Origin of the sequence: Kitasatospora sp. NPDC048194, from assembly GCF_043202455.1 — a bacterium.
Taxonomy (GTDB): domain Bacteria; phylum Actinomycetota; class Actinomycetes; order Streptomycetales; family Streptomycetaceae; genus Kitasatospora.
On the sequence record NZ_JBIDAK010000008.1, the window covers coordinates 111946 to 135976 of the forward strand.

Genomic DNA, 24031 nt, shown 5'->3' on the forward strand with positions numbered 1-24031 from the left:
GGGTTCGGAACCTGCCCGGGGCCGTGCGGACCGGGTCCCGGGGCCGGGGCTCAGAAGGTGAAGCGCAGCGAGCGGATCCGGTGGTCGAAGCTGGACGGGACGAGGTCCGGCTCTCCGACGGACCGGACCGCGGGCAGCCGGGTGTACAGCTCGCGCAGCAGCACCGCCATCTCCTGTCGGGCCAGGTGGGCGCCGAGGCAGTAGTGCGGTCCGCCCCCGCCGAAGCCGAGGTGGGGGTTGGGGCTGCGGGTGATGTCGAAGGCGTCCGGGTCGGGGAAGACCGTCTCGTCGCGGTTGGCCGAGCCGTAGTAGAGCGCGACCTTCTCCCCGGCCCGCAGCAGCGGGCCGCCCGGGCCGCCCAGCTCGTGGTCCATGGCGAGGGTGCGGCGGAACTGGATGATCGGCGTGGAGTGGCGCACGATCTCGTCCACCGCGCCGTCGAGCCGTCCGTCCAGGTCGCCGAGGAGCAGGGCACGCTGCTCGGGGTGCGCGGTCAGCAGGTGCAGGCCGTGGGACAGCGCGTTGCGGGTGGTCTCCACCCCGGCGACCAGCAGCAGGGTGAAGAAGGCGCCGAGCTCTCGGCCGGTCAGCCGCCGGCCGTCGACGTCGGCGGTGACCAGTGCGGAGATCAGGTCCTCGGCCGGCCGGCGGCGGCGCTCTCGACCGATCCCGGCGACGATGCCCTGCATCCGGGCGAGCGCCGCCAGCCCGCGGCCGGGGACCCGGAGCCGGCGGCGCGGGCGGGCCACTCCGATGTCCGCGGAGCTGCGGTCGACCAGCGCGAGGATGGCCCGGCGCGGCTCCTCGGGGATGCCCATCATGGTGCAGATCACCTGGAACGGGAGCTGGGCGGCGACCGCGCCGACGAAGTCCTCGGGCCGGCTCCGCTCGACCTCGTCCACCAGGGCGGTGGCGATCCGGTGGACGTCCTCCTCGACCCGGCCGAGCAGCCTCGGGGTGAAGGCCTGCGAGACGATCCGGCGCAGCTGCGCGTGGCGGGGCGCGTCCAGGTTGACCATCGAGTCGCCGAAGAGCACCCGTACCCAGCGGGCCGGCTCGGGGGTGGTCACGCCGGGGCCGGAGAGGAAGACGGCGGGGGTGCGGCTGGCCTCGACCACGTCGGCGTGCCGCACGAGCGCGTGGAAGCCCCGGCCGGTGGCGCGTTCGCCGAAGTACGCCGGAGCGGGCCGGCGGCGCAGCTCGGCGAAGGCGGCGGACCGCACGGCGGCGGGCAGCTGCCAGAAGCGGGGGTCGGCGAGGTCGGGACCGGAGCCCGCCGAGCCGGACGCTGCGGGGTTGGGCACCGCGGGGTCGGCGGAGGTCGAGGGGGAAGTCTCCGCCGGGGTGTTCATCAGGTGCCTCCTGCGTCGGTCCGTTGGGCGCCGCCCGGGACGCACATGGCGTGGCGACGTGTGCACAGTTAGTGAGCACGGGGTGTGTGCTGTCAAGCCGCATCGACCGAGCCGCCGAAGGGTGGTATGAGCGGTTGATCGGCTCACCCGCCGTCGCGGGAGGCCGCTGCCCGACCCGGCAGGGCCGCCGCCGAGGGCCCGGTCCGCCGGGCCGCCGCCGAGGGGTCGGGCATGGTCTCACGCGACGGAACCGGCCAATACCGGAGGGTGCGGTCCGAGGCCGACAGGGCGGGTGCGACGATGAGTGCCATCGTGATGACCGACCGGATCCGCCTGCTGCGCGCCGCGGTCTTCGCCGCGCTGTGCGTGGCGATGGCCGCCACGGCGCACGTCGCCATGGGCGGGGCCGGGGTCTCGCCGGCCGTGCTGCTCGGCGCGCTCGCGGCGGTCCTCGGGCTGACCTGGCTGCTGGCCGGGCAGCGGCGCGGGCTCCGGGTGATCAGCGCCTGGATGGTCGTGGCGCAGAGCGCGCTGCACCTGCTGTTCGAGCAGGCCGGGTCGTCCGGCCGCGGGAGCGGTGCCCTCGGCCGGCTCTCCGGCACGGACTGGACGGCCCTGCTGCTCTGCAACCCGGCCCGGGTGCCGGGCGGACTCTCCCCCGTCGAGCTGGCGAGGATGGCCGGGCTCGACCCGGACGCCCCGCCGACGACCGGCGCTCTGCCGCCGATGGCGGGGATGCACCACGGCTACGGGGCGGCGGCCGGCGCGGCCGACGGAACGGCCGCGGACACGGGTGTGTCCGGGATGACGGTCATGTCCGGAACCATGGACATGCCCGGCATGTCGCACGCGATGCCCGCGGGGGCGTCCGGCGGGGTGCCCGACGGCGTGGCCCACGGACTCCCCGGGGGCGTGTCCGACGGCATGGCCCACGGAATGGCCCACGGCATGTCGCCGGGGATGGCCGTCGCCCACGTGCTGGCGGCGCTGGCCTGTGCGCTGCTGCTCTGGCGCGGCGACGTGGCCCTGGTGCGGCTCTTCGAGCTGCTCGGCGCGCTCGGGGGCGTGGTCGCGGGGGCGCTGCTGCTCCCGCTGCTGGCCCTGTTCGCCGGCCCCTTCGGGTACCGTCCGCCGACGCCGCCCCGGCCCGCCGACCGACCGGTCCGGCTGCCCCGGTCGGCGCTGCTCAGCCATGCCCTCGTCCGGCGCGGGCCGCCGGCGTTCGGTCTCGCCTGCTGACGCGCCCGCCGCGCTGACCCTCGACCGGTTCCGGTCGATTCCCGGCTGACCGGCCGATCCCGGCCGACCCCAGCCGATCCCGGCCGTTGCCGGGACTCCCGTGGCGGGCAGGTCGCCCCGCCGTGCCGCACCGCCCGGCCCACCGCCGCAGCGCCTCGTGCCGCTGCGCCGCCGTGGGGCGGGCGCACCGCGCCGTCGGGGCTCGGGCCCGCGTTCGCCGACGCCTCCCGCGCGGGGCGCGCCGTGCCACGCGAACGCCCCTGGACGCCTGCGGCACCGCCCTGCGCGGCTTCGCCGCTCCCGCCTTCTTCTCGGGACCCTGCCATGCCTCACTTCGACGGCGCACCGGCTCTGGCCGGCGCCACCGTCCTACCGCTCCACGCCCCCCGCGAGCCCCGCATCCTGCGGCCCCTGCGGAGCGCGAGCGAACGGGCCTTGCTTCCCCAGCCCGGCCAGCAGCCCGGCCGACCACTCCGGCGACGGCCCCTCGGCGGCGCTCGTCCGCACCCGACCGCGCAGCCGTTCGGCGCGCTCCAGCCACTCCCGGCAGCCGGTGCAGCGCGCGAGGTGCTTGTCCAGCCGGGTGTCCGACAGGCCGCTCGGCTCACCGTCCAGCCGGGCGGACAGAGCGGTACGGAATTGCGCGCATCTCATATGCCCATCGTCCCGCACGGTCGTCACTCCGGGACGGGGGCCCGGTCACGGGCCCGGACGGAGGCCCGGGCAGCGGCCCGGACGGGGACTCGCGCGGGAGGCCGTCGTGGATGACGACCAGCTCACCGCGCTCGCGCTGACCGCCCGCTCCGGCCGCGCGGCGGACGTCGAGGCCTTCGTCCGCGCGACCCAGCGGGACGTGTGGCGCTTCGTCGCCCACCTGACGGACGTCCAGTCCGCGGACGACCTCGCCCAGGAGACCTTCCTGCGGGCACTGCGCAGCCTGCCCGCCTTCGCCGGGCGCTCCTCCGCCCGCACCTGGCTGCTGTCCATCGCCCGGCGCACGGTGATCGACCGGTACCGGACGGCCGCCGCCCGGCCGCGCTGCGCGGCGCTGCCGGACTGGCAGGAGGCGGCGGAGCGGCAGGGGGACAGCCGGACGGCGGGCTTCGAGGACGGGATCGCCCTCGGGGACCTGCTCGACCGGGTGCCGGCGCAGCGCCGGGAGGCCTTCGTGCTGACCCAGGTGGTCGGGCTGAGCTACGCCGAGGCGGCCGAGGTCGCGGGTTGCCCGGTCGGCACCGTCCGCTCCCGAGTGGCCCGGGCCCGCGAGGAACTGGTCGCCCGGCTGCGGGCGGCCGAGGCCGGGGAGCTCGCGGCAGCCTGCTGAGCAGCGCCCCTCACCCCCTCCGTGAAAAATTCCCCCAAGTGTTCGGAACCGGAGCCCCCGCGCCCCCGACTGCTGTATTGGACCCCGCCGCCGAGGCGGTGCCCGGTCCAGCAGCGGGGGAACGGAGGACTCCATGTCGGCACAACCACCATCCACTACGGCCGATCTGACGACGGATCAGTCCGAGCAGGCCGACCGGTGGAGCCTGGTCGTGGCCGCCGGGCTGCTCTCGTTCGTCGCGATGCTCGACATGAACGTGGTCAACCTGGCGCTCACCGACATATCCGCCGGCCTGCACGTCTCCCCCGGGGTCGCCCAGTGGGCCGTCCTCGGTTACCAACTCCCCCTCGTGGCCCTGCTCCTGCCCGCCGGGCGGTGGCTGGACCAGGTCGGCACCCGGTCCGCGCTGCTGCTCGCGGTCGGCTGCTTCGCCGGCTGCAGCGTGCTGGCCGCGCTCGCCCCGTGGGCGGGGTGGCTGATCGCGGCGCGGCTGCTGCAAGGCGCCTTCGGAGCGGTGCTGTTCGTCCTGATGCCGGTCCTGGCGGCGACGTCCGTCCGGCCCGAGCTGCGCGGACGGGCGATGAGCGTGCCCGCGACGCTCGGCCCGCTCGGCGCCGTCACCGGTCCGGTGGTCGGCGGCCTGCTACTGGACCACCTCGGCTGGCGGGCGGTCTTCCTGGTCAAGCTGCCGGTCTGCCTGGCGGCCGTCCTGATCGTGCGGCGGGACGCCCCGCGGCGCGGAGGACTCCGCCCGCCGGACCGCAGGTCGCTCGGGGACGCCACCCTGATCGGCGCCGCGGTGGCCGCCGTCCTGCTCGCCCTCACCCTGGCGCCGCGGGCCCCGCAGTGGCTGCTGCTGGCGCTGCCCGCCGTACCCCTGGCGCTGCTGTGGCTGCGCCGCCCCGGCGGACGGCCGGTGGCCGAGGTGCTGCGGGCAGCCGGGACCGCCGGGGTGAACGCCTCGGTGCTCGCGCTCGCCGCCGGTTTCGCGGCCTGCCAGTACCTGCTGGTGCAGCACCTGCGCGGGCCGCTGGGTGAGAGCGCCACCACCACCGCACTGACCATGCTGGCCTTCCCGCTCGGGATGGTGCTGGCCGGTCGGCTCGGCGGCCGCCTGGCCGACCGCTGGGGTGCCCGGCCGACGGCCCTCACCGGCGCCGCCGTCACCACGGTCGGACTGGCGCTGCTCGTCCCGGTGGGCGCCGACTGGTCCGCGCCCGGCATCGCCGCGCGGCTCGCCGTCGCCGGTGCCGGGATGGGGCTCAACGGCGGCCCCACCCAGGCGCTCGTGATGTCCGCCTCCCCGCCCGCGAAACTGGCCACCGCCGGCTCCACCGTCCAACTCGCCCGCAGCCTCGGCTTCGCCCTCGGCCCGGCCCTGGCCACCGCCGCGGCCCTGGCGGGCGACCGCGCCACCACGGGCACCCGTTCGGGCATCGCCCTCGCCGCCGCGGTCGCCGCCACCGCCGTGCTCCTGCTCGCGCTGCACCGACGCCCGCAGACCGCGGCGGCAGCACCCGTATCCGCACCACCGGAGGAAGTCCACCCATGACCGACACCGTCCACGACCCGGCCACGACCGGGCCCTCCCCCGAGGCACCGCGCTGCCCGTACGGGCACGACCGCGACGCCCCCGGGCCCGTCCCGCTGTACGGCCCGGCCTACAAGAGCGACCCGTACCCGCTCTACCGCCGGCTGCGCGAGACCGGGCCGGTGCACCGGGTGGAGTTCCCCAGCGGCATCCACGCCTGGCTGGTCACCGGCTACCGGGCCGCCCACGCGACCCTCAACGACCCCCGCCTGGGCAAGAACCACCGCCTGGGCAACGAGAACTGGCGCCGGCTGGCGTCGATCATGCCCGAGCCGCAGCACTCCCAGCTCCAGGTCCACCTGCTGCACCAGGACCCGCCCGAGCACACCGCGATGCGCCGGCTGGTCCTGGACGCCTTCGCCCCGCGCCGGGTGGAGGCGCTGCGCCCGCGGCTGCGGGAGCTCGCGGACGCCCTGGTCGACGGGCTGCCCGCCACCGGCGGCGCCGACCTGGTAGCGGGCTTCGCGGCCCACTACCCGTTCCGGGTGCTGGCCGAAGTCATCGGCCTGCCCGAGGACCTGGCGAGCCGGTTCGACCGCGACTGGGGCAAGGTGGTGCAGCCCGTCGGGCCGCAGGACCCGGGCCGGCCCGCGTACGAGGCGCGGCTTCGCGGCCTGCAGACGTACATCGCCGACGTCGTGCAGCGCAAGCGCGCCGACTCCCGGGCCCCCGGCTGGGCGGAGGACGAGGACCTGCTCGGCCGGCTGGTCGCGGCCCACGACGAGGGCGGGCTGAGCCGCGAGGAGCTCGACTCGATGGTGTTCCAGCTGCTGGTCGCCGGGCAGGAGCCGGTCACCAACCAGATCACCACCATGCTGATCACCCTGCTGCGCCACCCCGAGCAGCTCGCCGCACTGCGCGGGAGCCTCGACGAACCCGGCCGGCTCGCCCGCGCGGTGGAGGAACTGCTGCGCCACGACGCCGCGTTCGAGCTCACCACCTGGCGGTTCTTCGCCGAGGACAGCGACCTGTTCGGCACCCGCGTCCCCGCCGGCGACTCGGTGATCGTCTCGCTCTGCGCCGCGAACCGCGACGGACTGCAGTTCCCCGAGGCCGACAGCCTCGACCTCGACCGCACCCCCAACGCCCACCTGGCCTTCGGCCACGGCATCCACTACTGCCCGGGCGCGGCCCTGGCCAGGGCCGAACTCCAGGTCGCCGTCGCCACCCTGCTCAGCCGGCTGCCCGGGCTGCGCCCCGCCGACACGGCCGGGGACGGCCTGGACGAACTCGCCTGGATCCCCGCCGTCCTGGCCCGCGGGGTCAACCGGCTGCCGGTCGCCTACGACCGGCGCGTCTGAGTACCCGGCGTCCGAGTACCCGGCGCCTGCGCCCACGCCCGCGAACCGGGCAGCCCCCCGCCGGCCTCACGCAGCCGGCTCTGCCCGCCCCACGCCCGTACGCCCACCCGCCCGTCCGCCCCAATCCGTGGAGGAGAACCGATCATGCCGCTCGTCGGCACCGCCCCCGCCGGCAGCAGCACCGCCGGCACCACCCCCGCCGTCACCCGCACCGCCGAGCAGCGGTCGACGGCCCAGCTCGCCGCCCGCGTCCTGAGCCTGCTGCTGCCGCACCGCCGCGCCTCCGATCCGGATCTCGACGCCCGGCCCGAACACTTCCCCTTCCAGCTCGCCCAGTTGGCCGACATCATCGACGCCGGCGAGCCGATCGTGTTCACCCTGCCGGGGTTCCCGTGCAAGTCGCCGAACCCGGCGAAGGTGCTGGGCCACCTGCCCGACGAGGGCGAACGGCTGTCGCTGACCTTCCTGGACGACCTGTGCGCCCGGATAGGCCGGATCCACCCGCCCGGCGCGCGGATCCTGATCTGCTCGGACGGGCACGTCTTCGGCGACCTGATCAACGTCTCCGACGAGCACATCGACGAGTACTCGGACGCGTTGACCGCGATGATCGAACGCGAGGGGCTGCGCCACCTCGCCACCTTCGACCTGCGGGCGGTGCTCGGCGACCTGCCGTACGACGAGAAGCGTGCCCTGGTGCACGAGCGGTACGCGCCCGGTGTCGAGGAGTTGCGCGAGCAGGTCCTGACCGAGGAGGAGACGCTGCGGCTCTACCGGGGCATCACCCGCTTCCTCACCGAGGACACCGCCGACTTCCCGGGCACCAGGTCGGCCCTCCAGCGGGAGTGCCGTCGCCGCGCGTACGGGGTGATCCAGCGCAGCCGCGCCTGGGGCGAGTTGATCGCCGAGCAGCACCCGCGGGCGGTCCGGCTGTCCATCCACCCGCAGCCGGCCGGGGCGCCGAAGTTCGGCATCCGGCTGCTGGCGGCGGCCGACGCCTGGATGACGCCCTGGCACTCGGCGGTGCTCCACCGTCCGGACGGGACGTGGGAGTTGCGACGCAACGAGGAGGCGGCGCGGCTCGGCCGGCTGGTCCTGCGCGAGGGCCGGCCGAGCCACTACGAGAGCGACGGCCACGGGAGGCCGCAGAGCGGCGGGAGTCGCTGGAGCCCGTCTCCGGACCGGGCCCTGGACGAGTAGTTCCGATGTCGGGCCGTGGTCGTGGGTGCAGTTTCGGGCCCCGGTAGCCGGGCCGGTCGGGCAGGTGGGGAAGCATCCCGCGCAGATGGGCACGGGCGGGAGCGGATCCAGCGCGCTTCGGAGTGGAACCCGAGCAGGGCCTGGGCCACAGCGAGGCAAAGTAGTTCGGAGTCCGTCAGCCGCGGTGGGCGGCCCAACCACGGTGCTCGGGGCAGGTGATCACCGATCGGCACGTGGAGTGCCGTCAGGAGGGTGTCCAGCTCTTCGGTCGTCACAACCCGGTGCCGGACACCCTTCCTCCACGTCCGGAGCAGAACCCGCAGACCCAGCCGACCTCGGAACTGCTCGTCTAGCCCGGCGCGACGGCGTCCGCAGGGCTGCGGTGGTCGAAGGCGATCAGCGGATCGCCGGTGAGCGGGTGCTCGACCACGGCGGCCCGGACGCCGAAGACCTCGGCCAGCAGGTCGGCGGTCAGCACCTCGCGCGGTGGCCCGGACGCCACCAGGGTGCCCCGGTGCAGGACGTGCAGCCGGTCGCAGACCGAGGCCGCGGCGTTGAGGTCGTGCAGCGCGACCAGGGTGGTGCGGCGCTGCTCCCGGAGCAGGGCGAGGAGTTCGACCTGGTGCCGGACGTCCAGGTGGTTGGTCGGCTCGTCCAGGACCAGGACGTCCGGCTGCTGGGCGAGCGCACGGGCGAGCAGCACCCGCTGCCGTTCGCCGCCGGAGAGTTGGGCGAACCGGCGGTCCGCGGCCTCGGCCATGCCGACCCGGGCCAGCGCCTCGGCGGTGATCCGGTGGTCCTCGGCGTCGTCGGCCGCGAAGGCCCGCTTGTACGGGGTGCGGCCCATCGCGACCACCTCGCGCACGCTCAGCTCGAAGTCGCCGCCGCGCTCCTGGGGCAGCGCGCCGATGTGCCGGGCGGACTGCGCGGGCCGCAGGGCGGCGAGGTCGCGCCCGGCCAGCAGCACCCGGCCGACGCTCGGCCGCAGGTGCCGGTAGACGGTGCGCAGCAGGCTGGACTTGCCGCTGCCGTTGGGCCCGACCAGCCCGGCGATCTCGCCTTCCGCGGCGACCAGGTGGACCCCGGCCAGCACCGTCCGGCCGGCGAGGGCGACGCTCAGGTCCTCGATGGCGATCCTCAACTGCGCTCCAGTCGTCGGTCCAGCAGGTAGAGCAGGGTGGGCGCGCCCAGCACCGCGGTGACGACGCCGATCGGAAGTTCCTGGCCGTCCAGGGCGGTGCGGGCCACGGTGTCGACGACGACCAGCAGCACGGCACCGGTGAGCGCGGAGAGCGGTAGCAGCCGCCGGTGGTCGCCTCCGACGAGCAGCCGGCAGACGTGCGGCACCATGAGCCCGACGAAGCCGATCGCGCCGGAGACGGCGACCAGCACGCCGGTGAGGACGCTGGTGACGACGAACACCTCGCGGCGCAGCCGGGTGACGTCCACGCCGAGTCCGGCGGCGGTCTCGTCGCCCATCAGCATCGCGTTGAGTCCCCGGGCGCGGGCCTGGAGGAGCGCCAGACCGGCGGCCACCGCCACCGCCGGGACCGCGAGTTGGGCCCAGACGGCACCGCCGAGGCTGCCCATGAGCCAGAACAGCACGCCCCGGGTCTGCTGTTCGTCGCGGGTCTGCAGGACGAGGTAGCTGGTGATGCCGCCGAGGAACTGGGCGATGCCGATGCCCGCCAGGACCAACCGCAGCGGGGAGAACCCTCCGCCGCGCCGGGCCATCAGCCAGACCAGGGAGAAGGCGGCGAGCGCGCCGGCGAACGCCGCCAGGGAGACGGTGAGGCCGAGCGCGCTGCCGAAGGAGAGTTCGACGCCGAGGGCGGTGCCGAGGACGATGGTGGCGACCGCCCCGAGGGAGGCCCCGGAGGAGATGCCGAGCAGGTAGGGGTCGGCGAGCGGGTTGCGGACCAGGGCCTGTACGGCGGTGCCGACCAGGCCGAGCCCGGCGCCCACCACGGCGGCCAACAGGGCGCGTGGCACCCGCAGCCGCCACACGATGAGGTCGTGGGTGCCCGGGCCGGGGGCCCGTCCGGTGAGGTGGTGGGCGACCACGGACCAGACGTCGCCGGGCGGGATGTCCACCGAGCCGAGCGAGACGGCGGCGGTCAGCGCGAGCAGCAGGGCGACGGTCAGCACGGCGGCCAGCGGCCCGGCCCGCAGGGTGCGGGCCGGGCGCGGGGCGGCAGCGGCGGCGGCGGTGCCAGTGGCAGCCGCGGTACCGGCGGACGGGGCCGGAGTCACCGTCTACTGACCGTTCTTGACGAGGTCGGGGTGGACGGCGGCGGCGATCTGCCGGACGGCGTCGGCGTTGCGCACCCCGGCGATGGTGGTCACCTCGGAGCCGAGCCGCACGAAGTGGCCCTCCTGGACCGCCTTGAGGTCCTTGGTCGCCGGGAAGCTCCGCAGGAACGCCTCGGCGTCGTCGAAGGCCTTGCGGGTGGCTTCCTCGGTGCCCCGGTTGCGCACGGACAGCTGGATCCAGTCGGGGTTCCTGGCGACGACGTCCTCCCAGGAGCCGGTTTTGAAGTCGGCGTCGCAGTCCGCGAACACGTTGCGGGCCCCGGCCAGGGTGATCACGGCGTTGGCGACCTGCCGGCCGCAGACCGCCACCGGCTGCTTGGTGCCGGCGTCGAAGTCGAAGACGAAGTAGCCGGGCCGCTTGTCCTCGGGCACGCCGGCGAGCGCGGTGCGGACCTCGCCGATCCGCTGCTCCATCCCGCTGACGAGTTCCTCGGCGCGGGCGGCGGTGCCGGTGACCGCCCCGAGCCGACGGAGGTCGTCCTCGATCCCGGCGAGGTCGGTGCGCGGCGCCTTGGCGGCCTTCGGGGTGCCGGCGCAGGCCGTCGACAGCAGGTAGACGTGCTGGATCCCGGCCGCCGCGAACTCCTCCTCGCTGGGCCCGGTGGCGCCGCCGCCCATCACCGGCATCGCGCCGAAGGTGTCGACGTACAGGTCGGCGCCGGAGCCGAGCAGCTTCTCCTTGGGGATGGTCTTGTCGCCGAGCACGGGCACCTTCGCGCCCTGGTCGGCGAGGTCGGCCGGCAGGGTGCCCTTGCCGGGCGGGAAGCCGGTGCCGATGACCCGGTCGCCCGCGCCGAGGCGCAGCAGCATCTCCAGACCGGCCGCGTTGCTGGTGACGATCCGCGCCGGGCTCTTGGCGATCACGGTCTCCTTGCCGGCGCAGTCGGCGACCTTGACGGGGTACCCCCCGGCCGGGGCGGCCTGGGCGGTGACGGAGGCGTTCCCGCCCCCGCCGCCGCTTCCGCAGGCCGTGGCGAACAGGGCGACGGCGGCCGCGATACCGCAGACAACGCGAGGACGCATGACAACTCTCCTGGTCGGTGATCGTGCTGCGGGCCCACGCTGCGGACCCGGACCAGGTAGTCGGACGGTATGCCCGACCGGTTCCCGCCGGATCTCCGCTTTCCGCCACCGACCGGCCTCCCACGACGGCTCGACGTGGCGGGCGGCGCCCGGCGCGTAGGGTGGCCGGATGGCCGAACCCACCGCGCCGCACGACGACCTCGACCTGCCCGTACCGCTCGGACCGCACCCGCCGCGCCGGGTGGTCTCGCTGGTGCCCTCGCTGACCGAGGCGGTCGCCGCCACCGCCCCCGGTCTGCTGGTCGGCGCCACCAACTGGTGCAGCCACCCCGCCGACCTGGCCGTCAGCCGGATCGGCGGCACCAAGAACCCGGACGTACCGGGCGTCCTCGCCCTGGGACCGGACCTGGTGCTGGCCAATGACGAGGAGAACCGGCGCCCCGACCTGGACGCGCTCCGGGCCGCCGGGGTGCCGGTGTGGGTCACCGACATCCGCACCCTGGACGACGCGTTCCGCTCGCTGGACCGGCTGCTCACCACCGCCTGCGGGCTGCCCCGCCCGGCCTGGCTGGACGAGGCGGAGGCGGCCTGGCGCGACGTGCGACCGGTGGCGGACGGTCCGCGGGCCGTCGTGCCGATCTGGCGCCGCCCGTGGATGGTGCTCGGTCGCGACACCTTCGCCGGGGACCTGCTGCGCCGCCTGGGCGTGCGGCTCGTCCACGCCGACCACCCGGAGCGCTACCCCGCCGTGCCGCTGCCCGAACTCCTCGCCGAACGGCCGGACTTGGTGGTGCTGCCGGACGAGCCGTACCGCTTCACCGCCGCGGACGGCCCGGAGGCGTTCCCGGGAGTTCCGGCGGCGCTGGTCAGCGGACGGCACCTGACCTGGTACGGCCCCTCCCTGGTCACCGCTCCGACGGTGCTGCGGGCGGCGCTCGACCACCCGTTCACATCGGGCTCGGTAGGCGCATCGTAGGATGACCGCCACTCGCCGGACCACCGGCGACAAGTGGGGGGAACCACATGAAGCCGAGCACCGTCCGGCGGGCACTGATCCTGGTGTCCGCCACCGCCGTCTCGACCGCCGTCCTCACGGGCTGCGGCACCGAGCACACCGACGGCCGCCAGAACACGGCGGCCGCCCCGCCGACGGCCGCGACCGCCACGCCGGCCGACACGCCCAGCGCGAGCCCGTCCGCGAGCGCCGCCCCGACGCCCACCGACTCGGCGACGGGCGCCCCCAGCGCCTCGCGCAGCGCAAGCGCGAGCCCCGGGGCGGGCAGGTCGGCGAAGGCCTCACCGAGCACCCAGCCGGGCAACGCCAAGCCCGCCGCCGGCAACGCGGCCGCCGCGCCCACCACCCAACCGCCGGTCGCCAAGCCCGTCATCGCCGCGCCCGTGCCGACCGCCAAGCCCGGCGCGGTGGCGCTCCCGCCGCCGCCCGCACCGCCGGCGCCGCACGTCCCGCCGCTGCAGAGCGGCTGCCAGCCCAGCAAGCCGCAGCCCGACGAGCCCAAGGCGGCCGTCGCCGCAGCCCTGACGGCGGCGGCGGGCCAGGCCCGGTCGCTCACCCTCAGCTCGGGCGGCACCGACAAGCTCCCGCCGCTGCCGGTCAACCTGGTCAAGGCGATCGCCTGGCAGGAGAGCGGCTGGCAGTCCGGCATCCTCGCCTGCGACGGCGGGATCGGCACCATGCAGGTCATGCCGAACACGGTCAGCTGGATGAACGGAAAGTTCGGCACCACCTCCGATCCCAAGACCCTCACCGGGAACGTCCAGCTCGGCACCCAGCTGCTCGACTGGCTGGTCGCCTACTACGCCGACTCCTCCTTCGGCGGCAAGTACGACCTCTCCCCCGACCCGGCCACCGGCAAGACGCCGCTGCTCGACCTGGTCATCTCCGCGTACAACGCGGGCGCGGGCAACGTGCACTACAACACCGTCACCGACCCGGCCACGGGCGAGGTCGTCGGCAGCCTGGTCATTCCGAACCCGCAGTACGTGGCCAACGTCAAGGCACTGATGTCCGGCCAGCCGTGGAACAAGGCGGGCTGACGACCTCCGGCGGCAGGGCCCGGGACGCGTGCGCGTCCCGGGCCCTGCCGTGTGCCGTCCGGCGCCGAGGGCGGCTCCGTCGAACTCAGTCGTACTCGGCCGTACTCGGCGATGCTGAGGCGTGCCGAGCCGTGCCGGGGCGTCAGCCGCGCGCGGCGGCGACGGCGGCGCCCAGCGCCTCCTTGATCCGGGGACCGAGGCGGGCGAAGCCCAGCTCCTTCATGGCGGCCCGGAGCAGTTCCTCCTCGCTCCGCTCGGTGCCGTCGCCGTCGATCCAGCGGACGACGGCGAGCAGTTCGTCGGCCGAATAGGCGGTCACCGGGCGGCCGGGGGTGAAGTCCGGCTTCTCGGGACGGCCTGCGGGAGCCTCGGCAGCGGGCTCCGGCTCGACGGACCCGGCCGCATCGGACTCGGGCTCATCGGACTCGGACTCGACGGACTCGGACTCGGACTCGACGGCGGGCGCCTCGACCTCGGCGGTCGCGACCTCGACCGGCTCCGGCTCGACGGACTCGGGCTCGACGACCGCAGCCTCGGCCTCCGGCTCGGCGTCGGCGTCGGCCACCTGCGCCTCGGCGGTCCCTGGCTCGGCGGTCAGGTCGGTCTCCGCCTCGGCCTCCGGCTCGGCGGCGGTGCTGTCCTCCGCCACCTCGGCAACGATCTCGACCTCGGCGGCGGCCTCGTCCGAACCGTCAGCGTCCTCCTCGTCCGCAGCCTCGGACTCGGGAACGGCGGCGGTCGCGGCGGCCACCAGGTCGTCGGCGGCCGGGGATGGTGCCGGGAGGGACACCACGGCGGCCGGGGCCTCCTCCTCCGTCACCTCCGTCACGGCGGCGGCCGACTCGGTCCCGGTGGCTTCGGCCACCGGGTCGGACGGCGCCTCGACTGCCTCCGCACCGGTCCCGGCGTCCGCCTCGTCCTCCACATCCACCGCGTCCTCGGCGTCAGCGTCAGCGTCAGCCTCGGCCTCGGCATCAGCCTCGACCTCGGCATCAGCATGGGCGTCAGCCTCGACGTCGACGACGGCCTCGGCATCGGCATCGGCATCGGCATCGGCATCGGCATCAGCCTCGACCTCGGCATCGGCCTGAGCAGGCACCGCAACCGGCGCTTCCTCCACCAGCCCGTCACGCTGACCGCCGGCCAGGGCCTGACGCGCCGCAGCCTCGGCCTCGGCATCGGCCTCGGCGTCCGACTCCTGACCTCCCTCGTCCTGAACGCCCACGTCGTGGCCGTCCGACTCCTGACCGCTCGCCTCCGGCAGACCCGCCTCGGACACGCCCGCCCCGGACACGCCCGCCTCCGGCCCGTCCGCCTCGACGCCCGTCGGCTCCTCGGCACCGACGGCCCCGGCCGACCCGGTCAGCCCGTCCCGCTGCCCGCCCGCCAGCGCCTGACGCGCCGCGTACGCGGCCTCGGCGGCGCGGCGGTCGGCCTTGGCGGCGGTCAGCTCGGCGAGCAGGTCGCCGAGGCCGGCGGCCTCCAGGGTGGCGCGCAGGCTGCGGATGGTGGGCAGCCGGTACAGGGTGCCCTCGTCGGTGGCGAGGCGCTCGACCAGCTCGACCAGCTCGGCGAAGGCGAGCCCGTCGAGGTCCTGGTCGGGCAGCAGGCGGGCGAGGCCGCGCAAGCCGGTGTTGATGGTCTCGAAGGCCTGGGCGGTGCGGTCGACCAGGGCGCCGTCGGCGGGCACGACCGGGAGGGTGCCCGCCGGGGCGAGGGCGGCCCAGGCGCGGCGCTCCACCTCGGCGGAGGTGAGCGCCTCGTGCAGGTCCTCGCGGCGGATCCGGCGGTCGGTGGCCAGGGCGGCGGCCTGCTTGCGCAGCGAGCGGCCGCGCAGCCAGGAGAGCTTGACGCCGTTCTCGCGGCGCCAGGCGCTGTCCGCGGTGGCGGCGGCCAGGGCGGCGAGGTCGGCGTCGTACGCGGCGGGGGTGAGGGTGGCGGAGGTGCGGTGCACCCGCTGGAGCAGTTCGACCAGCAGCGCGGTCTTGGCGACGGTGTCGGGCTCGTCGAGCTTGACCTCCGCGGCCAGCGCGGTGACGGCCTCCCAGGTCTGCTGGAGGTCGCTTCCGCGCAGTTCGGCGAGGACGGTGGACGCGGCGCGGGCGTCCTCGGGGGTGGCGACGGTGTCGACGGCCGCGTACCAGGCGTGGGTGTCGGCGCTGAGGGTGAAGGCGCCGAGTTCGGCGTAGCGGCCGAGGTCGTCGCGGAGGTCGGGCTCCGCGGCCGCGTCCTGGGGGTCCTTGACGTCTGCGGCGTCGGCGACGTCGGCCGGGTCGGCTGCGTCGGCGTTGCGCGAGTGAAGCACTGTCATGTGTGGTCCGGTTCTGGGCGTCGACGGCGGGGCTGGCGGGGAGGGCGCGACGGACCGGGTGCGCGGGGTGCCCCTGGGGCGGGGCCGGGGGCGCGCGGTCGGGCCGCCGGTTGCGGAGGCCAAGAATACGGGTGCCCGTTCGAGCCTTGCACGCACCCACCGCCGGACGGACCGGTGTCGCGTGCCCTACCGCCCGCCTGGCCGCTACCCGGGAGGGCTGCCCGGGTGGCCCGTGGCTGGTCCGGACGGGTGGCCGCGGTGCTCCGTCCGGGGTGGACGGGGCCTCCGGAGCCCGTCCAGCGGCACCTTGCGGGCGCTGCGGGCCGGTCGGCCGAGGGGCGGTCGGTACCCGGCCCGACCGAGGGTGGGGGTGTCGACCGGCGCGAGGTACTCGTGCAGCGCGGTGCGGTGCCACCACGCGCCGGTTTCCCGCAGTTCGCGCCATCCGGTGAACCGGTAGAGGTAGAGGGTCGCCCGGACGTGGGTCGGCGGGGCGTCGGGGAAGGGGTTGTGGCGCAGCAGGCGGAGGGTCGCCGGGTCGCCGGCCAGCAGACGGGCGACGAAGGGCAGGAACCAGGGGCGTGCGTAGGCGGGTGAGATGCCGGCGAACCACATCAGCCAGTCGAGCCGCAGGTGGTAGGGGGCGTACTGGCGCGGGAGCCGGCGCACGTCGCCGGGCTTGCCCTTGAAGCCGTACTCGCGCCAGACGGTGTGCGGGGTGAGGACGGCCTCGTCGGTGCCCTCGACTACGACCTCCTGGCGCAGCCGGTTGACGCTGCCGAAGGCGCCGTAGGTGTTGACGAGGTGGATCCGGTTGAAGGAGCGGTTCATCGCCTGGCCGCGGGAGACCATGTTGGCCACCGGCCAGTAGCTGAGCACCGCGACGGCGACGGTCACGGCGATCACCAGCGCTTCGTACCAGAGCGGCGCGCCGGGGTAGTGGCGGGCGTGCACGGGCAGGCCGAGGCGGGCGGGTTCGACGGCGGCGAGGGCGAGCACGACGGTCAGCCAGTTGAGCCAGGCGAAGTTGCCGGAGGCGATCAGCCACAGCTGGGTGACGAGCACGGCGCAGGCGGCGTAGCTCGCGATCGGCTGCGGGAGCAGCAGGCAGACGGGTACGACGAGTTGGACCGCGTGGTTGGCGGCGGCCTCGACCCGGTGCAGCGGGTCGGGCAGGTGGTGGAAGAACCAGCTGAGCGGTCCGGGCATGGGCTGGGTCTCGTGGTGGTAGCGCAGGCAGGTCAGGTCCCGCCAGCAGGAGTCGCCGCGCAGTTTGATCAGTCCGGCGCCGAACTCGACCCGGAAGGCCAGCCAGCGCGTCAGCCACAGGACGAGGGTGGGCGGGGCGTTGTCGGCGTTGCCGAGGAAGGCGGCCAGGAAGCCCGCCTCGAGCAGCAGGGACTCCCAGCCGAAGGAGTACCAGGTCTGGCCGACGTTGACGATGGAGAGGTAGAGCGCCCAGAGCGCCGCCCAGAGCAGCACGGAGGCCCAGAGCGGCACGGCGTCGCCGAGCCCGGCGGCGACGGCGGCGGCCAGGGCGGCGCCGGTCCAGGCGACGGCGGCGAAGAAGCGGTCGCTGTAGTGGAGGTGGAACAGGCTCGGGGAGCGGCGGAACGGGACGCGGGCGGTGAAGCGGGGCACCGGCAGCATGCCGTCGGCGCCGATCAGGGCGCGGAACTGCGCGGCGGCGGCCAGGAATCCGATCAGGTAGAGGCCGGCGAGCAGGCGTTGGACGAGCAGTCGGCTCAGCCAGTAGTCGGGGGCGGCGAACCAGTCCATGCGGCCCATGCCTACCATCGGCGGCCCGCCGCCGGGCCCGGCCGGGGTGCGGGGGGGCGGGCGGTTCACCCGCTCGGCCCGGGGGCGGCGGGCGGGTGGTGCGGGGCAGGGGGTCCGGAGCCGCCGCGGCGGCGCCAGCGGTCCCTCGGCGGGGCACCGCCCGGACGGCAGTGTGGCGGGGAGCCTCTCCACGGGGGTGAGAGGCGCCCCGCCACGGGGGGTGGTCGGTGCGGTGGTGGAGCGATCCGCCGGCCGGGTGCGGTGCACCTGCGGGCGGGTGGTCGGCCGTTCAGCTCGGCAGGACGTGTCCGGACCCGCCGTTGACTCCCGGGCGACCGGTCCCGGGGGCGGCGCCCGTCTGCTGGAGCCGGTCGACCAGCAGCGCGGCCAGCGTTCCGAGTTCCTCCTCGGTGCGGGACTGCGCGGTGACGTCCATGCCGACGGTGAGGACGCCGTTGACCTGGCCGGTGCGTACGGCCCGCATCGGGGTGCAGGTGAAGCTGAAGACCTGCTGGATGCGCTGCGCCTCGGGGCGGGCCTGGATCCGGACGTCGTTGAGGACGGTGGTGCGGCCGGTGTGGTACGCCTCGGTGACGGCCTGCTGGAGTCCGGCCGCGCCGAGCTGCGGGTAGGCCGCGCCGACCGAGCCGTAGGCGACCGGGGCGCCGAAGGTCTCGGCGTGCTGGGCGTTGGCGTAGCGGATCTCCTGGCCGGGCCCGTCGGTCAGCATGATCGGGAACGGGGAGCCGTCGAAGGCGGCGAACATCTCCTGCTGCTGGGCGAGCAGGTTGTCGCGCAGCCGGATCTCGGAGAGCAGCGCCTCGGCGAGGTGCTGGATGTCGCGCAGCCGCTCGCGGCCCCACTGGCGCGGTTCCCGGTCGAGGACGCAGACGGTGCCGATGACGGTGTTGGTGTCGTCGACGAGCGGGGCTCCGAGGTAGGCCCGGACGCCGAGTTCGTCCACGACCGGGTTCCCGGCGAACCGGGGGTAGGCGAGGATGTCGTCCAGCGCCAGGGGCGAGCGCTGGGCGACCACGTGCGGGCAGAACCCGTGGCTGAGCGGCATCTGGCGGGTGGGGAGGTCGAAGGCGATGCCCCGGTCCGCCCAGGAGGCGCCGTCCTCGTGCGCGGTTTCCGTCGAAGTTGGCGGGATGTAGAGCCCCCGGAACATCTGGCGCTCGTCGTTGATGAAGTTGACCATCGCGATGGGGGCGCGGGTGATACTGGCTGCCAGGTGGGCGAAGCGGTCGAAGGCCTCGTCCGCGGACGGGTCGTTGAGACCCAGGCTGCGCAGTCTGCGGGTTCGCTCGGACTCCCCGGCGGCACCCGGGAACTGGCCTTGAGTGCTCATCACATCAGTCATGGCGCACATGTAATCAGACATCCGGGCGCTGCGGTGGAACCGGGACCGGCCGGCGGTCACTGCTGATGTTCAGTCAAAACCGCATGTGAGCGGCCGACCGCAGGCTGTGGAGCGGAGGAAGATCACTTCCCCGCGGGCACCGCAGCGAAACTCGCTCGAAAAAGGACGCGCCGAATCCCGCCAATCCAAGATCAGATCTGTGTAAGCCGGCACGTCCATATGACAATGAGCCCTGCCGAAGACACGGACGGTAGTCCCCGACCCTCCGGGAACCCGCCCCAGGATCCGCATGCACCCCGGTTGCGAAGGAGCGATCGGCCCGCCCCACCCCCTCCACACCCCCACCGATCCCCTCGGGGGAGCGGCCGGAGCGGCATCGACGGCATGAACGGAGGCACGACACCCACCGGAACGAGAGGACGAGAGCATGGCGATGGACTACTTCACCGACGAACGGCACGAAAGCCTCCGCGCGGAGGTCCGTGAGTTCGCGGAGAAGGAGGTGCGTCCGCAGGTGGCCAGGATGGAGTCCGACCGGGAGGTGGAGATCGACCTCGCCCGTGAGATCGCCCGCCGGGGCTGGATCGGCGTCACCATTCCCCGGGAGTTCGGCGGCCTGGGCCTGGGACACCTCGCCAAGACCGTCATCGTGGAGGAACTGGCCCGGGTCAGCGGCGCGATGGGCGCGGTGGCACAGGCGTCGCAGCTCGGCGTCGCCAAGGTCCTCCACTTCGGCTCGGACGCACAACGACGGGAGTGGCTGCCGAGGTTCGCGTCCGGAGCGGCGCTGCCGACCATCGCCGTCACCGAGCCGGAGTCCGGCGGCCACGTGCTGGGCATGTCCGGCACCGCCCGCCGCGAGGGCGACGAGTACGTGCTCAACGGCCGGAAGGTCTTCGTCGGCAACTCCCACATCGGCGACGTGCACGGCGTGGTCCTGCGCACGGGTACCGGCAGCCGGGGCCTGTCCGCCTTCCTGGTCGAGAGCGACCGGCCCGGCTTCCGCACCGGATCGATCGGCACCCAGGGCGGTCTGCACGGCTTCAGCTTCGGTGAGCTCGTCTTCGAGGACTGCCGCATCCCGGCGGCGAACCGGCTCGGCGAGGAGGGGCTCGGCCTCGACGTCGCCTACTCCTCCTCCACCCTGTACGGCCGGCTGAACCTGGGGGCCGTCGCGCTCGGCATCCACGTGGCGGTCGTCGAGGACACCGTGCGCTTCGCGGAGGAGCGGATGCTCTACGACCGGCCGATCAACCAGCTGAACAGCATCGCGCTGAAGCTCGGCGAGATGCAGTCCCGACTGATGACGGCCAAGCTGGCCGCCTACCACGCCTCCCACCTGCTCGACCGCGGCAAGGCCTGCGACGCGGAGCTGATGAACGCCAAACTCGTCAACACCGAGTACGCGATGGACTCGGCGCGCCAGGCGATGGAGATCTTCGCCGCCCGCGGCACCCAGGAGGAGCACCACATCATCCGCTACCTGCGGGACGCCACCCACGTCTACGCCCCGGCCGGCACCTCGGACGTGCAGAAGCTGCGCCTGGGACAGGTGGCTTCGGGCACGTACGGCAAGCAGTGGTCGGCCGAGCTGTCCGACGTGACCAGCTGGGCGTGGACGGAGCTCAACCAGCTGGAGGCGCAGCGCGCGGAGCGGCGCGGCCCCCAGCGGGACGAGCTGCGCAACGAGCGGCGCGGCGTCCAACGGGAGGAGCGGCGGGACGAGCGGCGGGTGCGGGCCGCCCGGGTGGTGCCGATCTCGCTGGCGGGCTGACCCGGCCCGTTTGACCTGTTCCTGACGGTGTTCCCGGGGCGCGCCCGCCGCCGCCCCGGGAAGCCGCTCCGACTCTTCGCGACCGCGGCGACCTGCGGCGTTCCGTCGGCGAACCCTTCCGCCGGGCGCCGCCGACGGCACCATCGGCCGTTCACATATCGTCAGTTGATGTTGCTAACAAGGCACCTGGGGCTGATAGGTTTCCTGCCGTCGGCGGCCGTAGCTGCACCCGCTCGGACGGTGACACGGCGTCACCCCGTCCGGCGGACCCGGCCTCGGCGCCCAGAAGCCCGCCCGGGCCGCACGGGCCGACCACGCCGTTCGGACCCGCGACCCGGCCCCGCAACTCGGCCCTGCGACAAGGAATCAGATGCCAGGCATATCGGCCCCCCGCACGGGCCACCGCGCCGGCCGGTCCGGCTCCCTCCGCAGCTCGATCCTCGGCCTCGTGCTCCTCCCCGGCCTGGGCCTCGCCGCCGCCTGGGGCTACGCCGCCTACCTGCTGCGCGACGCCGGGCACCGCACCGCGTTGCTGGCCGGCACCGCCGTCGTCGTGGTGGTCCTGCTGGTCAGCGCGATCCGCGCGGCCAGGGTCGCCCGGGCCCTGTCCGCCCGCCTGGCCGGCCTGCGGGCCGACACCTTCGCGCTCGCCCAGCGCGAGATCCCCGAGGTGGCCGACCGGCTGCGCGCCGGGGAGACCGTCCTCGTCCCGCCGGCCTGGGCGCCGTCCCGGCGGATCGGCGACGAGGTCCAACAGGCCTCCGACGGCCTGGCCGCCGTCCGCCAGGCCGCCGTCGCGGCCATCGTCCACCAGGCCCAGGGCCGCGAGGGGACGAAGAAGGTCTTCCTCAACATCGCCCGGCGCACCCAGATCCTGATCCACCGGCAGATCAGCATGCTCGACGCGCTGGAGCGCGAGCACGAGGAACCGGAGCTGCTGCGCGAGCTGTTCGCGGTCGACCACCTGGCCACCCGGATGCGGCGGAACGCCGAGAACCTGGTCATCCTCGGCGGGGCGCTGCCGGCCCGGCGCTGGCGCAACGCGGTGCCCGTGGTCAACGTCCTGCGCAGCGCCGTCTCCGAGACCGAGAACTACTCCCGCGTCGTCGTCCAGGGCGTGCCCCGGGTCTCGCTCAGCGGGCAGGCCGTCGCCGACGTGATCCACCTGGTCGCCGAACTGATCGAGAACGGCACCACCTTCTCCCCGCCGTACACCCAGGTGCAGGTCTGCGCCCAGGAGGTCCCCAAGGGCCTGGCGGTCGAGGTCGAGGACCGCGGCCTCGGCATGACCGAGGAGGAGTACGAGCGGCTCAACGAGTACCTGGCCAACCCGCCCGAGCTGGACGTCTCCGCGCTCGGCGACGACCTGCGGCTCGGCCTGTTCGTCGTCGCGCGGCTCGCCGCCCGGCACGCCGTCCAGGTCACCCTGCGGCCCTCGCCGTACGGCGGCACCCGGGCCGTGGTGCTGGTGCCGGCGGTGCTGCTGGAGCAGGCCGAGCAGCCGGCCGCGGTGCCCGGGCTGCCATCCGGCGCGCGGGTCACCCGTACGCCGGTGCCGGAGCAGCGGCCCGCGGCGGACGGCGGGCCCAGCGGCCCTTCCGCGCCCGAGGTGGACACGCCCCCCGCGCCGGCCGGACCCCTCGCGCCGGCCGGACCCGTCGGACCGGGCGATCCCGGGACCGCGGGCGGTGGTGCGGTCGCCGGCGAGCTGCTCGGACGGCCGGGCGGGGACGGCGACACCGCCCCCGCCGGCGGCGGGCTGCTCGGACGGCCGGGCGGGGACGGCGACACCGCCCCCGCCGGCGGCGGGCTGCCGGTGGGCGCCGAGATCCCCGGACTGCCCGGCGCCGTGGTGGTGCCCCGGCCCGTGCTGCCCCGGCCGTACGACCTCCCGGACGATCCGTCGGAGCCCGGCCCGGCGGAGCCCGGCACCGCTCCGCTCCCGGCTTCCGGCGGGGGCACCGGGGACGCTTCCGGCCCTGCCGCCGGGCCCGGCCCCGGCACCGCCTCCGCCCCCGCTCCGCACCGGGCGGACGGGCTGCTCGCGGACCCGGCGGCCGTCTTCGACGGGGTGCCCGCCGACCGCTCGGTGCCCAGCCACGCACGCCCCCGGGAGGAGCAGGTGGCGCAGGGCCCGGACGGTGAACTGCGCACCCCGCGCGTCCTGCCGCAGCGGGTCCGCAACGCCAGCCTCGCCGAGCAGCTCCGCGAAGCCCACGCGCCCGGCGCGATGCTGCCGCCGGTGCCGCCGGCGCCCTCGTCGCCGCAGGCCTCGCCGGCCCGGCCGTACGGGACGCACACCGCCCCCGACGGTTCCCGCCACGACGGCGCCGACGGTGACCCCTCCCCGGCGCGCTCGCGCGCCACCATGGCCGCCATCCAGCGCGGCACCCGGAGCGCCCGCGAAGCCGGTGCCGAACCGGGCGCACCAGCCGTGCCCCCCGACCTGGCGGAACGTTCCGCCACTCAGGACGTCCGCGGGACCGCCCCCGGGACCGCCCCCGCGCAAGCGCCCGCCGCCCAGGAAGCCAAGGAACAGCAGTGATGACGCAGCACACCGAGACCCAGCGCGACCTCAACTGGCTGCTGGACCAGCTGGTGGCGCGGGTCCCCGAGACCCGGCACGCCATCGTCCTCTCCGAGGACGGCCTGCTGGTCGGCATGGACCAGGGACTCGACCGGGCCGACGCCGAGCACCTGTCCGCCGTCGCCTCCGGCCTGCAGAGCCTCGCCCGCGGCGCCGGGCACCGCTTCAACGGCGGCCGGGTCCGGCAGACCGTGGTCGAGATGGACCAGCTGTTCCTGTTCGTGACCACCGCCGGGCAGGGCGCCCGGCTCGCCGTCCTCACCAGCGAGCAGGTGGACGCCGGGCTGATGGCCTACGAGATCAACATGCTGGTGAAGCAGGTCGGGCAGTACCTGACCGCGGCGCCGCGCAGCGACGCGGGCCAGGTCGGCGCGGGTGGCGGTGCGTGACCACCGCCGACGCCGACGAGGGCTGGTTCTACGACAAGGACGCCGGCCACCTGGTCCGTCCCTACGCGATCACCAACGGGCGCACCGGCCCGGTCCGTACGGGCTTCGCGCTGATCACCCTGGTGGTCACCGCCGACCCGCGCACCGACACCAGCCGGCTGGCCCCCGAACCGGCCGCGATCATCGACCTGTGCCGCGAACGCCCGCTGGCCGTGGCCGAGATCGCGGCCACCCTGGACCTGCCGGTGAGCGTGGTCAAGGTGCTGCTGGACGACCTCGCGGAGGCCCGGCTGATCCTCACCCGGGCCCCGGTCCAGCTGGCCGAGGCGCCGGACATCTCGCTGATCCAGGCCGTGATCGAGGGCGTCCGCCGGCTCTGAGCGGCGGACCGGCCCCGCACGCGACTCCCAGTTCCCCTCCAGGAGACCCG

Annotated in this window: 20 protein-coding genes; 12 read left to right on the forward strand and 8 right to left on the reverse strand. The window is 75.1% G+C overall.

What is annotated here, in order from left to right; all coding sequences use genetic code 11:
- Positions 1 to 50: 50 nt before the first annotated feature.
- Positions 51 to 1352: a cytochrome P450 gene (locus ACGF07_RS13055; protein WP_392897991.1), complete on the reverse strand. Its 1302-nt coding sequence runs from the start codon at positions 1350 to 1352 to the stop codon at positions 51 to 53.
- 300 nt (positions 1353 to 1652) lie between these two features.
- On the opposite strand from ACGF07_RS13055, the gene ACGF07_RS13060 reads away from it, so the two are divergent.
- Positions 1653 to 2591, forward strand: coding sequence for a hypothetical protein (locus ACGF07_RS13060; RefSeq protein WP_392897993.1), 939 nt, complete (start codon positions 1653 to 1655; stop codon positions 2589 to 2591).
- Positions 2592 to 2960: 369 nt separating this feature from the next.
- Here the strand turns inward: ACGF07_RS13060 and ACGF07_RS13065 are convergent, their stop codons facing one another.
- A complete protein-coding gene (locus ACGF07_RS13065) occupies positions 2961 to 3245 on the reverse strand; it encodes a zf-HC2 domain-containing protein (RefSeq protein WP_392897995.1) in 285 nt (94 codons plus the stop codon).
- A 106-nt stretch (positions 3246 to 3351) separates the two neighbouring features.
- On the opposite strand from ACGF07_RS13065, the gene ACGF07_RS13070 reads away from it, so the two are divergent.
- The 5 genes from ACGF07_RS13070 to ACGF07_RS13090 all read left to right on the forward strand — a co-directional run bounded on the left by ACGF07_RS13070 (position 3352) and on the right by ACGF07_RS13090 (position 8360).
- A complete protein-coding gene (locus ACGF07_RS13070) occupies positions 3352 to 3915 on the forward strand; it encodes a sigma-70 family RNA polymerase sigma factor (protein ID WP_350745031.1) in 564 nt (187 codons plus the stop codon).
- A gap of 133 nt (positions 3916 to 4048) precedes the next feature.
- Positions 4049 to 5467: an MFS transporter gene (locus tag ACGF07_RS13075; protein WP_392897998.1), complete on the forward strand. Its 1419-nt coding sequence runs from the start codon at positions 4049 to 4051 to the stop codon at positions 5465 to 5467.
- Positions 5464 to 6807 (forward strand): cytochrome P450, encoded by a 1344-nt coding sequence (locus ACGF07_RS13080; protein ID WP_392898001.1) that lies wholly within the window; start codon positions 5464 to 5466, stop codon positions 6805 to 6807. The genes ACGF07_RS13075 and ACGF07_RS13080 overlap by 4 nt, the downstream gene beginning before the upstream one ends.
- 144 nt (positions 6808 to 6951) lie before the next feature.
- Complete coding sequence (locus ACGF07_RS13085) at positions 6952 to 8007, forward strand: L-tyrosine/L-tryptophan isonitrile synthase family protein (RefSeq protein WP_392898004.1); 1056 nt, start codon at positions 6952 to 6954, stop codon at positions 8005 to 8007.
- A gap of 215 nt (positions 8008 to 8222) precedes the next feature.
- A complete protein-coding gene (locus tag ACGF07_RS13090; protein WP_392898007.1) occupies positions 8223 to 8360 on the forward strand; it encodes a hypothetical protein in 138 nt (45 codons plus the stop codon).
- Here the strand turns inward: ACGF07_RS13090 and ACGF07_RS13095 are convergent.
- From ACGF07_RS13095 to ACGF07_RS13105, 3 genes are read right to left on the reverse strand one after another with little or no spacing between them, the layout of a single operon-like run.
- Complete coding sequence (locus tag ACGF07_RS13095) at positions 8357 to 9148, reverse strand: ABC transporter ATP-binding protein (protein WP_350745038.1); 792 nt, start codon at positions 9146 to 9148, stop codon at positions 8357 to 8359. The genes ACGF07_RS13090 and ACGF07_RS13095 overlap by 4 nt on opposite strands.
- Positions 9145 to 10260, reverse strand: a complete 1116-nt coding sequence (locus ACGF07_RS13100; protein ID WP_392898010.1) for a FecCD family ABC transporter permease — start codon at positions 10258 to 10260, stop codon at positions 9145 to 9147. The genes ACGF07_RS13095 and ACGF07_RS13100 overlap by 4 nt, the downstream gene beginning before the upstream one ends.
- A 3-nt stretch (positions 10261 to 10263) precedes the next feature.
- On the reverse strand, positions 10264 to 11343 hold the full coding sequence (locus ACGF07_RS13105; protein WP_392898012.1) for an ABC transporter substrate-binding protein: 1080 nt from the start codon (positions 11341 to 11343) through the stop codon (positions 10264 to 10266).
- Positions 11344 to 11512: 169 nt separating this feature from the next.
- Between ACGF07_RS13105 and ACGF07_RS13110 the strand changes: the two genes are divergently transcribed.
- Positions 11513 to 12319 (forward strand): helical backbone metal receptor, encoded by an 807-nt coding sequence (locus tag ACGF07_RS13110; protein WP_392898015.1) that lies wholly within the window; start codon positions 11513 to 11515, stop codon positions 12317 to 12319.
- Between the two features lie 47 nt (positions 12320 to 12366).
- Positions 12367 to 13398: a transglycosylase SLT domain-containing protein gene (locus ACGF07_RS13115; RefSeq protein WP_392898018.1), complete on the forward strand. Its 1032-nt coding sequence runs from the start codon at positions 12367 to 12369 to the stop codon at positions 13396 to 13398.
- 142 nt (positions 13399 to 13540) lie between these two features.
- On the opposite strand, the gene ACGF07_RS13120 is transcribed toward ACGF07_RS13115, so the two are convergent.
- The 3 genes from ACGF07_RS13120 to ACGF07_RS13130 all read right to left on the reverse strand — a co-directional run bounded on the left by ACGF07_RS13120 (position 13541) and on the right by ACGF07_RS13130 (position 18851).
- Positions 13541 to 15709: a hypothetical protein gene (locus ACGF07_RS13120; protein WP_392898020.1), complete on the reverse strand. Its 2169-nt coding sequence runs from the start codon at positions 15707 to 15709 to the stop codon at positions 13541 to 13543.
- Between the two features lie 204 nt (positions 15710 to 15913).
- Positions 15914 to 17488, reverse strand: coding sequence for a lipase maturation factor family protein (locus ACGF07_RS13125; protein WP_392898022.1), 1575 nt, complete (start codon positions 17486 to 17488; stop codon positions 15914 to 15916).
- A 289-nt stretch (positions 17489 to 17777) separates the two neighbouring features.
- Positions 17778 to 18851 (reverse strand): GAF domain-containing protein, encoded by a 1074-nt coding sequence (locus tag ACGF07_RS13130; protein ID WP_350739530.1) that lies wholly within the window; start codon positions 18849 to 18851, stop codon positions 17778 to 17780.
- Positions 18852 to 19278: 427 nt separating this feature from the next.
- On the opposite strand from ACGF07_RS13130, the gene ACGF07_RS13135 reads away from it, so the two are divergent.
- The 4 genes from ACGF07_RS13135 to ACGF07_RS13150 all read left to right on the forward strand — a co-directional run bounded on the left by ACGF07_RS13135 (position 19279) and on the right by ACGF07_RS13150 (position 23981).
- Positions 19279 to 20625, forward strand: a complete 1347-nt coding sequence (locus ACGF07_RS13135) for an acyl-CoA dehydrogenase family protein (RefSeq protein WP_392898024.1) — start codon at positions 19279 to 19281, stop codon at positions 20623 to 20625.
- 370 nt (positions 20626 to 20995) lie between these two features.
- A complete protein-coding gene (locus tag ACGF07_RS13140) occupies positions 20996 to 23170 on the forward strand; it encodes an ATP-binding protein (protein ID WP_392898026.1) in 2175 nt (724 codons plus the stop codon).
- Positions 23170 to 23601: a roadblock/LC7 domain-containing protein gene (locus ACGF07_RS13145; RefSeq protein ID WP_350739535.1), complete on the forward strand. Its 432-nt coding sequence runs from the start codon at positions 23170 to 23172 to the stop codon at positions 23599 to 23601. The genes ACGF07_RS13140 and ACGF07_RS13145 overlap by 1 nt, the downstream gene beginning before the upstream one ends.
- The gene (locus tag ACGF07_RS13150) at positions 23598 to 23981 is read left to right on the forward strand and encodes a DUF742 domain-containing protein (RefSeq protein ID WP_350739538.1); all 384 of its coding nucleotides are present in this window, start codon (positions 23598 to 23600) and stop codon (positions 23979 to 23981) included. Before ACGF07_RS13145 ends, ACGF07_RS13150 begins: the two co-directional genes overlap by 4 nt.
- The last annotated feature ends 50 nt before the right edge of the window (positions 23982 to 24031 follow it).

What these genes read in the sequence shown, in the direction of transcription:
- ACGF07_RS13055 (WP_392897991.1), bottom strand. Translation starts at nt 1,352, where the DNA reads ATGAACACCCCGGCGGAGACTTCCCCCTCGACCTCCGCCGACCCCGCG.
- ACGF07_RS13060 (WP_392897993.1), top strand. Translation starts at nt 1,653, where the DNA reads ATGAGTGCCATCGTGATGACCGACCGGATCCGCCTGCTGCGCGCCGCG.
- ACGF07_RS13065 (WP_392897995.1), bottom strand. Translation starts at nt 3,245, where the DNA reads ATGAGATGCGCGCAATTCCGTACCGCTCTGTCCGCCCGGCTGGACGGT.
- ACGF07_RS13075 (WP_392897998.1), top strand. Translation starts at nt 4,049, where the DNA reads ATGTCGGCACAACCACCATCCACTACGGCCGATCTGACGACGGATCAG.
- ACGF07_RS13080 (WP_392898001.1), top strand. Translation starts at nt 5,464, where the DNA reads ATGACCGACACCGTCCACGACCCGGCCACGACCGGGCCCTCCCCCGAG.
- ACGF07_RS13085 (WP_392898004.1), top strand. Translation starts at nt 6,952, where the DNA reads ATGCCGCTCGTCGGCACCGCCCCCGCCGGCAGCAGCACCGCCGGCACC.
- ACGF07_RS13105 (WP_392898012.1), bottom strand. Translation starts at nt 11,343, where the DNA reads ATGCGTCCTCGCGTTGTCTGCGGTATCGCGGCCGCCGTCGCCCTGTTC.
- ACGF07_RS13110 (WP_392898015.1), top strand. Translation starts at nt 11,513, where the DNA reads ATGGCCGAACCCACCGCGCCGCACGACGACCTCGACCTGCCCGTACCG.
- ACGF07_RS13115 (WP_392898018.1), top strand. Translation starts at nt 12,367, where the DNA reads ATGAAGCCGAGCACCGTCCGGCGGGCACTGATCCTGGTGTCCGCCACC.
- ACGF07_RS13120 (WP_392898020.1), bottom strand. Translation starts at nt 15,709, where the DNA reads ATGACAGTGCTTCACTCGCGCAACGCCGACGCAGCCGACCCGGCCGAC.
- ACGF07_RS13125 (WP_392898022.1), bottom strand. Translation starts at nt 17,488, where the DNA reads ATGGACTGGTTCGCCGCCCCCGACTACTGGCTGAGCCGACTGCTCGTC.
- ACGF07_RS13130 (WP_350739530.1), bottom strand. Translation starts at nt 18,851, where the DNA reads ATGACTGATGTGATGAGCACTCAAGGCCAGTTCCCGGGTGCCGCCGGG.
- ACGF07_RS13135 (WP_392898024.1), top strand. Translation starts at nt 19,279, where the DNA reads ATGGCGATGGACTACTTCACCGACGAACGGCACGAAAGCCTCCGCGCG.
- ACGF07_RS13140 (WP_392898026.1), top strand. Translation starts at nt 20,996, where the DNA reads ATGCCAGGCATATCGGCCCCCCGCACGGGCCACCGCGCCGGCCGGTCC.
- ACGF07_RS13145 (WP_350739535.1), top strand. Translation starts at nt 23,170, where the DNA reads ATGACGCAGCACACCGAGACCCAGCGCGACCTCAACTGGCTGCTGGAC.